We start from the raw sequence: 11680 nt of genomic DNA on the forward strand, positions 1-11680 counted from the left end.
CGACCCTGGGCCCGCTACGATATACGCCGTAGCTGCGCCCGGGGTCTGCGCGTTTCACGGAATCCGATCGCCATTTATCCATGCACGCTGCCCGGCAGGCCCGGCAGGTGAACGTACGAGATCCGAATGAGCGACGAACCCCAGTGGCTTGCCGACGAGGCAAGCAGCGTTAACCGCGTGGCGTTGGGTTACACGGGAATGGACCATCCCGAGCACGACATCTTCTTCGCCGCGGTGCAGACCACCCGCATGCCGATGATCGTGACCAATCCCAGCCTGCCGGATAATCCCATCGTCTTCGCCAACGAAGCCTTCATCCGCATGACCGGGTATTCCTCGGCCGAGCTGCTGGGCCAGAATTGCCGATTCCTGCAGGGCAAGGACACGGACATGGACACCGTGGCCGAGATCCGCAAGGCGGTGCAGGAGCGGCGCGAGATCGCCACCGAGATATTGAACTATCGCAAGGACGGCGCGACGTTCTGGAATGCGCTGTTCATTTCCCCCGTCTACGACCGCGCGGGCAAGCTGATCTATTTCTTTGCGTCCCAGCTGGATATCAGCCGGCGGCGCGACGCGGAAGATGCCCTGCGCCAGGCGCAGAAGATGGAAGCCCTGGGCCAGCTCACCGGCGGCATCGCGCACGACTTCAACAACCTGTTGCAGGTCATTAACGGCTACCTCGAGGGCATCGGCATGACCGCGTCGCGCCCGGAGCCCGATGTCGAGCGCATCCAGCGTCAGGTGGATTCGGCACAAAAGGCGGTGAAGCGTGCCGCGACGCTCACCCAGCAACTTCTGTCTTTTGCGCGCAAGCAACGGCTGGACGGCCGTACCGTGAACGCCAACTCGTTGATCGAGGGCATGCACGACATGATGTTGCGCGTGCTTGGCGAGGCCGCCGACATCCGGCTCGATTTCGACGACGACCTGCACCTGTGCCGTATCGATCCCACGCAGGGCGAGGTGGCGCTGCTCAACATCGTCATCAATGCACGCGACGCCATGGCCGGCCGCACCGGCCAGGTCATCACCATCGGTACGCGCAACGTCAGCATCGGGCCGTCGGACGGGCGTTCCTTCAGCGACCTTCGCCCCGGTGGCTATGTCGAGATATCCGTGACGGACACCGGCAACGGTATGCCGCCTGAAGTGATCCAGCGGGTCATGGAGCCCTTCTTCACCACCAAGGAAGAGGGCAGGGGCACCGGCCTGGGTTTGTCCATGGTGTACGGCTTCGCACGTCAGTCCGGCGGCGGCGTGCACATCTACTCGGAAGAGGGCGTGGGCACCACCGTGCGCCTCTTTTTTCCGGCGGCCAGGGCGGATATCCATCATCCGATCGAGAAACGCGTCGATCCCACGGTGGAACGTCGCGGTCACGAACGCATCCTGGTCGTCGAGGATCGCGAGGACGTGGCCGAGCTGGCGCGCGACATCCTGGAAGAGAACGGCTATACGGTGCACGTGGCCACGCATGCACTGGAGGCACTCGCGTACCTGGATGAAGGGCGGAAGTTCGACCTGTTGTTCACCGATCTCATCATGCCCGGTGGCATGAACGGCGTGATGCTGGCCCGGAAGGTGAGGGAGCGGTTGCCGCGCGTGCGCGTACTGCTGACGACGGGCTATGCCGATTCCTCGATCGAGCGCCAGGATGCCGGCGGCAAGGAATTCGACATCATCCACAAACCGTACGGGCGCGCCGAACTGGTAAGGAAGATTCGGATCGTCCTGGAGGGGCACACGGGAGTCAGCTGACCGGTATGGACGGCTAACTGTTTCCTGAATCGGGCCCCTTGAACTTTTTTCGAAAGTTCATAAATTACGACCGCTGGCCGCTTCGGGACCAGCCTCGCCACGGCCCGTCACGGGCGTGGCGCAGAGAACTCATTACCATGTTGCGAGGATATGGCTATGCGAACTCTACTTAACGTGGCACCGCTGCATCGTTCGAGCGTCGGCTTCGATCGTGTCTTCGACCTGCTTGAGGCGGCCACCGTGCGCGGCCAGTCGGCCGATAACTACCCGCCTTTCGATTCGGTCAAGCTCGCCGATGACCAATACCGCATCACCATGGCGGTCGCGGGCTTCCGCGAGGACGAGCTGGAGATTTCGACCCAGGGGAACTGGCTGCTGGTCAGCGGCGAACGCCAGGCCGAGAGTGAAGGTGAATACCTGCACCGCGGCATCGCGACACGCCCGTTCCAGCGTCGCTTCGAGCTGGCGGAGCACGTGCATGTCACCGGCGCGACGCTCCGTGACGGGTTGCTTTCCATCGAGCTGAAGCGTGAGGTGCCGGAGGCGATGAAGCCGCGGCGTATCGACATCGCGTCGACGCCGCATCCGAAGGAAAGCGTGCGGCACCTGCTGGATCAGGCGGCTTCGTGACTTCTGTGTCGTGACATGTGTACTCGGAGCCCTGCGTTTGCGGGGCTCTTTTTGCGGGGAAAGCTTGGGATTTGGCGGGGTTGGGTGCGTGGGTCGTGTATGTGGGTCGCGCACATCGTGCGCTCCTACGGGGTCGTCGCCCACATCGTGGGCTCCTACACGGGTGTGCTTTGATCGCCCACATCATGGGCTCCTACATGCGTGAGGGTGTAGTAGCCCACGATGTGGGCGATGCTTTGATCGGCGCACGTCGCGTCGATCGACGCGGTGCGACGATCAGGGCGTGCCGTAGGGCAGGGTGTGCTCGGAAGACGTCAAGGCGGTGCCGGGGAAGACGCCGTAGGGGAGCATCGTACCCGCGGCGGGAGCACGGATCGATGCCGCGGCTGCGGTGTCCGCCGAAAAGGCCGAGGAGCGTTGCGCCGATGCGGCGAGTTGGTGCCACTGCGGTGCGGTGGCCATGACGCCGAGGGCGAGCACGATCAACGCGAGCGGGAACGCGTGGCCGGCGGGGCGGGCGGAGACGGAGGTGTTCATGCAAGGTCCTGCGCCAGGGCGGGGCGCCCTGTTCTTCAGGTAAAAGCTTGCGCGCTTGCTCGCGTGCGATCCAATCGTTCGTTGCTATGGTCGCGATAGGGGCCGCGAATGCGTCAGTCGCGCGCGATGGCGAAGTCGCGGGACACCGGTGTATCCAGGGCCTGGACGATCGATGCGACGATCCGGGCGAAGGCTTCCGGATCTTCCAGCACCATCAGGTGACCGACGCCGGGCATCACGTAGGTGTCCACCGCCATCGCGGCCAGCCGCGTGGGTACACCCAGGGCGCTGGAGGAAAGCTCGCCCTGGATAAGGTAGGTGGGCGTCTGCGCCATGACCCGCGACACGGCCGTGGCGTAGCCGGGGTGTACGGTTTCCACCAGCAACGCCCGGGCCATCGCGTGGACCGCGGTGGCGGACTGGTGATGCAGCCATTCACGCACACGATCCACCTGCACGGGATCGCCCCGCAGGTGTTCCGGGGCCAGGAAGACGCCCGGGTCGGCCTGTGCGCGGTCCAGCCATGCCTGGATCTGTGCAGGCCCCATGGGGGCGAGGCGCGACGACAGGAAGGCGTCGCTGGGTGCGAGATTCCCTTCGGCGCTGATCAGGCCTGCCACGCGATCGGGCCAGCGCTCGGCGAAACGAATGCACAGGGGCGCGCCGCCCGAATGGCCGGCGAGCACCACCGGTTGCTCGCCGAAAGCCTGGCGGATCAATTGGTCCAGGTGGATCACCTGCTCGGCGACCGAGGGCGGACGTTGCCCCGCATAGACGCCGTAACCGATCAGGTCGGGACTGAGCACCCACGCCGGATCCATGCCGGTAAGCAATTGCGGGAACCTGAGATGGCCGATGAAGCCATGGACGTAGACAAGCGGTAGTGGCATCCGTACTTCCTCCAGGGAAGTTATCGGCCGGCGTGGTCGTCTGCTTGAGGGGCCGGCACCCCTTTTACGCTTTCCAACCCTCCCTCAGTTGCCCTGCGCGTTCCCGGATGGCCGCCACCTGCGGTTCGCTCAGGCGATCCAGTGAGCGCCACTGCAGCGCGGCACGTGGGTGGTGCCGGAAACGGGCACGATGACGGTCGAGGAAATCCCAGTACAGCGTGGTAAAGGGGCAGGCGTCGTCGCCCGTGGCCTTGCCCGGCTGGTAGCGGCAGCCCTTACAGTAGTCGCTCATGCGCTCGATGTATCGACCGGAGGCCGCGTAGGGCTTGGACACCATGCGTCCCCCGTCGGCGAACTGGCTCATGCCGAGCGTGTTCGGCGCCTCCACCCACTCCACCGCATCCACGTAGATCGCCAGGTACCAGGCGTGTACCTGCGCGGGTTCGACACCCAGCAGCAGGGCGAAATTGCCCGTGACCATCAGTCGCTGGATGTGGTGGGCGTAACCCGTGCGCAGGGTCTGGGTAATGACCTCGCTCAGGCACCGCATGTCGGTCTGACCGGTCCAGTAGAACGCCGGCAGCGCCTGCCGCGCGTCCAGCGCATTGGCGGCGAGCAGTCGCTCGGGCGCCAGCCAGTAGACCCCGCGCACGAATTCGCGCCAGCCAAGCACCTGTCGTACGAAGCCTTCGACGGAAGCGAGGTCGGCCTGACCCTGCCGGTAGCGCGCCAGGGCAGCCTCGATGACCTCCGCCGGTGATATCAGGCGCAGGTTGAGGCTGGTCGACAGACGGGCGTGATAGAGCCACGGCTCACCCGTCCACATGGCATCCTGCCACGGCCCGAAGGCGGCCAGCCGATGGTCGAGGAAATCGGCCAGCGCCTTCAGGCCATCGTCACGGGTCACCGGCCAGTCGAAAGCGCCGGCTTCCCCGGGATGGTCGGGAAACATCGCTTCCACATCGTCCAGGGCGGATCGCGTCATGGCATCCGGTGCGAACGACACCGGCGCGGGCAGCCAGCCCGGCCCCTGACGCCCGAAGCTCTTCCGGTTCTGCGTGTCGTAGTTCCACTGGCCGCCCAGCGGCTCGCCGTCGTCCAGCAGAATGTCGTGGCGTCGGCGCATCCAGCGGTAGAAATGCTCCATCCGTAGATGGGTCTTGCCCTTGGCCCAACGGGAAAAGTCGTCCGCAGACACGAGGAAATGCCGGTCGGGGCGCTCCACGTAGGGTAGGCCGTGGGCATCGGCCAGCGCACTCAGGCCGGCGCGAAGGCGGTGCTCGCCGGGACGGACCGCAACGAGGCGCTGCGGGCGTGCCGAAGCGATCGCCTGGTCCAGCAGGTCCAGTAACGCGTCGGGACCGGGCGCGTCGATCGGGGTGTAGTCGAGCGGATAACCGCGTTCGCGCAGGCCGGCCGCGAAATGGCGCATCGCCGCCAGGAAGAGGGCCGTGCGTGCCTTGTGCGACCACACATGCTCGGATTCACCCCGACGCTCGGCCATCCAGACCCGGTCCTGCCCCGGGTCGAAATCGTCGAAGACGGCCGAATCCATGTTCAGCTGGTCGCCGAAGACGATAACGAGGTGACGCATCCACTGCCCCGGGAACATCGAAAGGACGAGTCCAACAGCCTGCGCGTCAAGCGCAGGCGAATGTCTTACGGGAGCGCCATGCGCCGGTCCCACGTCGCCGTCGTCACGCGCTCGCGGCGTCGGGGTCTTCCTCGAAGACGCCGCGATGGGTCGATCGTGGGCGTGGTGCCTCACCGAGCCAGTTCGTGTCCGCCTGCGTATCGTCCATCCATTCCCGCGGCAGCCCGAGGACGACCTCGATATGGCGTGCCACCAGGACCGGAATCTCACCGCCCTGCGCCATGATCTCCAGGCGCCTGGCCGTGACCGGGTTGCCGAGGTAGTCCACCCGGGCCTCCCACGTGGCGATGTCGCCTTCGGTCATCCACTGCAGGATGCGGGCGAGCTGGGCGTGGCGGACGCGTTGTACGGGCATGGAAGGGTATACGCAGATCGGGGGGGTACGGATGTAACGGCCGGCAAACCGGATCCTCCAGCCTGATTGCCGATATCGCGCCCTGTTCGCCTTGTTCCCTATACGTTAAAATTCCCGGCGAAGCGATGAGCCAGCCCACGGCAAGCCCCAGTCGTCCCAACGATCGGGTGGCCCGAGGGCCGTACCCGGTGTTTTCCTGCCTGGGGGTTTATCGTCATGTCTCATCGTCACGGAGGGTCGCTCCCGCGGTCCTTGCTCAGCATCGCCCTGGCCGCGGCATCGTCCGCCGCACTGCACGCCCAGGACACGTCGTCCGCCGCTACGGACGGGGCCACCACCACCCTGGATACCGTGAAGGTGAGGGGCCAGGTCGCATCGCCGTATACCGCCGACCATAGCGCTGCCACCACGCGTCTCCCGCTCACCTTGCAGGACACGCCGCAATCCATCAGCGTGATCACCGAGCAGCGGATCGCCGACCAGAACCTCACCAACCTGCGCGAGGTGCTGGACAACACCACCGGCGTCTCGTCCACGGCATACGACTCCGAGCGCGTCGTGTTCTGGTCGCGCGGCTTCCAGATCGAAAACATGTCGTACGACGGCGTGCCGGTGGCGGCCAGCCTCAATATCGGCTCCGCCGATGCCTCGCTGGACACGTCGATCTACGAACGGATCGAGGTGATCCGCGGCGCCACGGGATTGCTCAGCGGCTCGGGCAGTCCGTCGGCCAACATCAATTTCGTGCGCAAGCATGCCGACAGCCGCACGGCGCAGGCCAACGTGACGCTCAGCTACGGCAAGTGGAACACCCAGCGTGAAACGCTGGATGTTTCGGCGCCGCTCAATGCCAGCGGCAGCGTGCGCGGGCGTTTCGTGGCCGCGCACGAGGAGGGCGACAGCTACCTCGACCGCTATCACCAGCAGAAGAACGTGGCCTATGGGGTCATCGATGCCGACCTGGGCGAGGACACGACGCTCAGCGTCGGCTACGACTGGCAGAAAACACGGCCCATCGGCGTGACCTGGGGCTCGTACCCCGTGTTCGACGATGCCGGCGGCTTCATCACCTGGCCGCGCAGCTTCTCGCCGGCAGCCGACTGGAGCCACTGGAACAACACTACGCAGACGGCGTTCGTCGACCTCACCCATGCGTTCGCCAACGGCTGGCAGCTGCATGCCATGGCCAGCCACCGGCAGACGGATGCCGACTCGGCGCTGTTCTACGTCTACGGCTGGCCCAACCGTGCCACGGGAGAGGGCATCACCCCGTATGCGTACAAGAGCTTCCAGCGCGGCAGCCAGAACAACCTGGATCTTTACCTGTCCGGCCCCTTCAGCGCGTTCGGCCGTGACTACGAACTGGTGGTCGGGCTGACCGGCTCGCAGTACCGCACCGATTATTTCGATTATCCGCATGGCGACCTGCCCGACGTCGGCAACTACTTCGACTGGAACGGGCAGTATCCCTATCCGGATTTCGCGTCGAGCAGCGAGCGGGTCTCGATCGCCCGCACTCGCCAGAGCGGCGCCTACGCCGCGGCGCGCCTCTCGCTGGCCGACCCGCTGAAACTGGTGATCGGTGCCCGCTATGCCCGTTGGAAAAACGATACCGACGACAGCACCGCCGGCATCTACCGCGAGCAGGCCAGCAAGACCATTCCCTATGCAGGGCTCATCTACGACCTGACCCCCACCTATTCGGCGTTCGTCAGCTACACGCAGATCTTCGATCCGCAGAACAACCGGCGGCAGGACGGCAGCTACCTGGACCCGGTGCTGGGCACCAGCCGCGAGGCCGGTATCAAGGGCCGGCACTTCGACGGCGCCCTGAACACCTCGCTGGTCGTCTTCGAAACGAAACAGGATCACGTGGCGGATGCGTTGCCGGGGGTCTACCTGCCCGACGGCCTGACCCAGGCGTACCGGTCCGTCGACGGCACCACCTCGCGGGGCTACGAGTTCGATGCCTCCGGAGCCCTCTCGGCAAACTGGAACGCCACCCTGGGCTGGTCGCACTTCAACGTGAAATCGCCCGATGGCGGGGCCCTGCGTCCCTCGTTGCCACGCAGCCTGGTCAGGCTGTTCAGCACCTACACGTTGCCCGATGCGTGGCATCGGGTCACCGTGGGCGGTGGCGTGAACTGGCAGGGGCCATCGAAGGCCCAGGTGGACGGACCGTCCGGGCCCCAGCGGCTGACGCAGTCGTCGGTGACGCTGGTGAGCGCCATGGCGCGCTATGCCTTCAACGAGCGCAGCTCGTTGCAGTTCAACGCGGACAACCTGCTGAACCGTAAGTATTTCGTGCTGGACGACTTCAGTAACCTCTATTACGCGGCCGGCGCCAGCTGGAACGTCACCTTCACCTATCGGTTCTTCTGAAGCCGTGGGCCTGCGTGCGTCACGGCGCGTTCGCGGGCCTTTCGCTTACGCTTGCGCGCGGTGCCCCGGTCGACGACTTAAGGCGGTGCCGCTCCTGCCGATATCGGTAGGATGATTCGGGAGCGCGGATGACACGACAAAACAACTGTGGCGCCTGCCGCGATGGGCACGGCTTTTCGCAGGCGATCACCATGGCTTTCCAGCCGATCGTCGACGTGCGCGACAAGACCGTGTTCGCTTACGAAGCGCTGGTGCGCGGCGAGGACGGGTCGTCGGCGGCACAGGTGCTTGCCTCGGTCGATGCGGACAACCGCTACGCGTTCGACCAGGCGTGCCGCATCCGGGCGCTGGAGTGTGCGGTCGAGGTGCGGCTTCCGGCCATGGTATCGATCAACTTCCTGCCCAATGCCGTCTACAACCCCGAGCACTGCCTGCGCGCCACGCTCAGTGCGGCACAGCGCGTGGGCTGGCCGTTGAAGGATGTCATCTTCGAGGTGACCGAGCACGAGATCATCACCGACCACCAGCACCTGTTGTCCATCCTGACCACCTACCGCCAGCGTGGTTTCAAGACGGCCATCGACGACTTCGGCGCCGGCTACGCCGGGCTGAACCTGCTCGCCGATTTCCAGCCCGACCTGCTGAAGCTGGACATCGGCCTGATTCGCCACGTGGACACCGACCGCGTGCGTCAGCGAACCATCCACCACATGTTGCGGCTATGTGAGGACATCGGTGTGCAGGTAATTGCCGAGGGTGTCGAACGCCCCGAGGAATCCGCCGCGCTGGCCGACCTCGGCGTGGCACTGCAACAGGGCTTCCTGTTCGCGCATCCCGTGGTCGGAAGCGCTCCGGTGGCCCGTTTCCCTGTGTGATACGGCGTATTCACGGACGCTGCCCCGCAAGTTCACGCGGTTATTTCCATAGTGTCGGCCTGTTCCTGCGAGGCTTACACATGGCTGCACGTCCCGATATCGTCACCGTTTTCTCCGAGCACCTGGCGGCTGCCAACTTTCCCTGCCTGGCCGCGAAAACGGCCCACGCACGCGATCAGGTGACGCATGTGGAGGCCGGTGACATCCGCTGCGGCAGGCACGACAGGTTCGTGGCGCAGGCGATCCAGGCCTTCGCCGCGCGCCGAAAGCCCGAACATGTGTTCCACAGCCTGGTCATCCATTTCCCCGAGTCTGCCGCGCAGGACGAGATCGCCTTCGAGGCCGCCCTGTTCGCACGCCTGCAGGGTATCCACGAGGTGGATCGCGAATCCTTCGTCTGGGACCCGACGGTAAGCGCCGATCCGGGCTCGGACCAGTTCAGCATGAGCGTGGGCGGGCAGAGCTTCTATGTGATCGGCCTGCATCCGGGCGCCAGCCGCGCGGCAAGACGGCTGGCGCATCCCGCCATGGTGTTCAACCTGCACGCGCAGTTCGAATACCTGCGCGAACAAGGTCGTTACGACCGGCTGCGCGAGGCGATCATCGAGCGCGACGTGGATCTGAACGGATCGGCCAACCCCATGCTGGCCGTTCACGGTCACAACTCGGAAGCCCTGCAATACAGCGGTCGCCACATCGAAGGCCCATGGGAATGCCCGTTCAAGCCGAAGGGGACACGACAGTGACCGCGGAGATCGTTGAAATCCCGCCGCAGAGTGGCGTGGCGTTCGCGTTGAAGGCGGGCCAGCGTCTTACGGTGATCGACCCGATGGGCCAGCAGGTCGCGGATCTGGTGGCGTTCAACGCCGCCGAACCGGAAGAGGCGATTTCGTCCGGACGCACGCTGGATTACGCCAGCAAGATCTATCTTTCGACCGGCGATATCCTTTATTCCAACCGCAGCAGCGAGATGCTGGAGATCGTGGACGACGACGTCGGCCGGCACGATTTCCTGCTTGCGCCATGCTCGGCTGAGATGTTCCGCAAGCTTTACGGGCACGCGGAGCCGCACAAGGGCTGCTTCGGCAACCTGCGCGATGCCCTGTCTCCTTTTGGTGTGAAGGCCGATCGCATCCCTACGGCCTTCAACGTTTTCATGAACGTACCGGTCAATGGCGACACGGGCACGCTGACCGTGGAGCCGCCGCTGAGCAAGGCGGGTGATGCCACCGTCTTCCTTGCGCGCATGGACCTCATCGTCGGCCTGACCGCGTGCTCGGCCGGCATGTCGAACAACTTCGCCTTCAAGCCGATCCACTACCGCATCGACGATTGACGTCGATGCGGTAGCGCGTCCTCGTACTCAGGGAGTGAGCACGACCTTGCGGCAGTCTTCTTCCTTCTTGTCGAATATTTCGTAGCCACGCGCCGCGTCCGCGAGCTTCATGCGGTGCGAGATGATGATGTCCGGTTCCAGCTTGCCAGCCTCGACGAATTCGAGCAGTTCGGGCAGGAATTTCTGCACGTGCGTCTGACCCATGGCCAGGGTCAGTCCCTTGTCGAAGGCATCGCCGATCAGGAAGGCGTGGATGAATCCGGCGTACACCCCCGGTATGCTGACTACGCCACCGCGTCGCGTGGCGCCGATGCACTGGCGCAACACTTCGCCGGAACTGGTTTCCAGCTTCAGCGCGCTGAGCACGGTTTCGGTCGTGCTGCCCTTGGCCTCGAAGCCCACGGCATCGATGGAGGCGTCGACGCCGCGGCCCGCGGTCTGTTCGAGAATGAATTCGGACGCGTCCACTTCACTGAAGTCGACGGGGATCACGTCATACGCCGTCACGGCGAAATCCAGGCGATAGCGCTCGGAATCGACCATGTAGATACGTTCCGCGCCCAGCATCCTCGCGCACGCGGCGGCCATGAGGCCGACGGGGCCGGCACCGAAGATGGCCACGGTGGAGCCCCGCTCGATCTTCGCGTTGAGCACCGCCTGGTAACCGGTCGGCAGGATGTCGGAAAGAAACAGCACGCGTTCGTCGGACAGGCTGCCTGGCACCTTGAACGGCCCGACGTTGGCCTTGGGCACGCGCACGAACTCGGCCTGGCCGCCGGGCACGCCACCATATAGGTGGGAATAGCCGAACAGCGCGGCCGGCGGGGTCATCTTCGCGCGTTTGCGCAGGCTGGCTCCCTGGTCGGGATTGGTCGTCTCGCAGGCGGCGAACTGATCGTTGTCGCAGAAGAAGCATTTGCCGCAGGCGATCACGAAGGGGATGACCACGCGGTCGCCCACCTTGACCTCGGTAACCCCGGGGCCCGCCTGTTCCACGATGCCCATGAATTCGTGGCCGAAGATATCGCCATGCTGCGTTTCGGGAATCTTGCCGTGATAGAGGTGCAGGTCCGAACCGCAGATGGCCGTGGCCGTGACGCGCAGCACGATGTCGTCGGCGTCGACGATCGACGGATCGGGCATCGTCTCGACGCGAACGTCCTTGGAGCCGTGATAGGTGAGCGCTTTCATGAAGTCGTCCGCAGGGGAGGGTATTCCCGAGTCTCGACGCGTAGAGTTGAACGATCGGTGTTCAAACGT

At 64.9% G+C, this 11680-nt stretch carries 11 protein-coding genes; 6 read left to right on the forward strand and 5 right to left on the reverse strand.

What is annotated here, in order from left to right; translation table 11 throughout:
* Nucleotides 1-198: 198 nt before the first annotated feature.
* Nucleotides 199-1761 carry a histidine kinase famiy protein gene (locus AB8808_RS10040; protein WP_369931234.1) on the forward strand — a complete coding sequence of 521 codons (1563 nt, stop codon included), beginning with the start codon at nt 199-201 and terminating at the stop codon, nt 1759-1761.
* 156 nt (nt 1762-1917) lie between these two features.
* Entirely contained in the window at nt 1918-2391 is a 474-nt protein-coding gene (locus AB8808_RS10045) for an Hsp20 family protein (protein WP_036141712.1), read from the forward strand.
* Nucleotides 2392-2667: 276 nt separating this feature from the next.
* On the opposite strand, the gene AB8808_RS10050 is transcribed toward AB8808_RS10045, so the two are convergent.
* The 4 genes from AB8808_RS10050 to AB8808_RS10065 all read right to left on the reverse strand — a co-directional run bounded on the left by AB8808_RS10050 (nt 2668) and on the right by AB8808_RS10065 (nt 5827).
* Nucleotides 2668-2928 carry a hypothetical protein gene (locus tag AB8808_RS10050; protein WP_369928990.1) on the reverse strand — a complete coding sequence of 87 codons (261 nt, stop codon included), beginning with the start codon at nt 2926-2928 and terminating at the stop codon, nt 2668-2670.
* Between the two features lie 113 nt (nt 2929-3041).
* Nucleotides 3042-3818, reverse strand: a complete 777-nt coding sequence (locus AB8808_RS10055; protein WP_369928992.1) for an alpha/beta fold hydrolase — start codon at nt 3816-3818, stop codon at nt 3042-3044.
* A gap of 64 nt (nt 3819-3882) precedes the next feature.
* The gene (locus AB8808_RS10060) at nt 3883-5412 is read right to left on the reverse strand and encodes a cryptochrome/photolyase family protein (protein ID WP_369928994.1); all 1530 of its coding nucleotides are present in this window, start codon (nt 5410-5412) and stop codon (nt 3883-3885) included.
* Nucleotides 5413-5515: 103 nt separating this feature from the next.
* Complete coding sequence (locus AB8808_RS10065) at nt 5516-5827, reverse strand: hypothetical protein (RefSeq protein ID WP_369928995.1); 312 nt, start codon at nt 5825-5827, stop codon at nt 5516-5518.
* A 252-nt stretch (nt 5828-6079) separates the two neighbouring features.
* Between AB8808_RS10065 and AB8808_RS10070 the strand changes: the two genes are divergently transcribed.
* From AB8808_RS10070 to AB8808_RS10085, 4 genes are all read left to right on the forward strand, one after another.
* A complete protein-coding gene (locus tag AB8808_RS10070; RefSeq protein WP_369928997.1) occupies nt 6080-8209 on the forward strand; it encodes a TonB-dependent siderophore receptor in 2130 nt (709 codons plus the stop codon).
* A gap of 128 nt (nt 8210-8337) precedes the next feature.
* On the forward strand, nt 8338-9084 hold the full coding sequence (locus AB8808_RS10075) for an EAL domain-containing protein (RefSeq protein ID WP_369928999.1): 747 nt from the start codon (nt 8338-8340) through the stop codon (nt 9082-9084).
* Nucleotides 9085-9164: 80 nt separating this feature from the next.
* A complete protein-coding gene (gntA, locus tag AB8808_RS10080) occupies nt 9165-9830 on the forward strand; it encodes a guanitoxin biosynthesis heme-dependent pre-guanitoxin N-hydroxylase GntA (protein ID WP_369929001.1) in 666 nt (221 codons plus the stop codon).
* On the forward strand, nt 9827-10420 hold the full coding sequence (locus tag AB8808_RS10085) for a DUF1989 domain-containing protein (RefSeq protein WP_369929003.1): 594 nt from the start codon (nt 9827-9829) through the stop codon (nt 10418-10420). The genes gntA and AB8808_RS10085 overlap by 4 nt, the downstream gene beginning before the upstream one ends.
* 27 nt (nt 10421-10447) lie before the next feature.
* On the opposite strand, the gene AB8808_RS10090 is transcribed toward AB8808_RS10085, so the two are convergent.
* The gene (locus tag AB8808_RS10090; RefSeq protein ID WP_369929005.1) at nt 10448-11611 is read right to left on the reverse strand and encodes a zinc-dependent alcohol dehydrogenase; all 1164 of its coding nucleotides are present in this window, start codon (nt 11609-11611) and stop codon (nt 10448-10450) included.
* Nucleotides 11612-11680: the final 69 nt, after the last annotated feature.

The organism is Xanthomonas sp. NCPPB 2632 (assembly GCF_041228075.2).
Taxonomy (GTDB): Bacteria; Pseudomonadota; Gammaproteobacteria; order Xanthomonadales; family Rhodanobacteraceae; genus Luteibacter.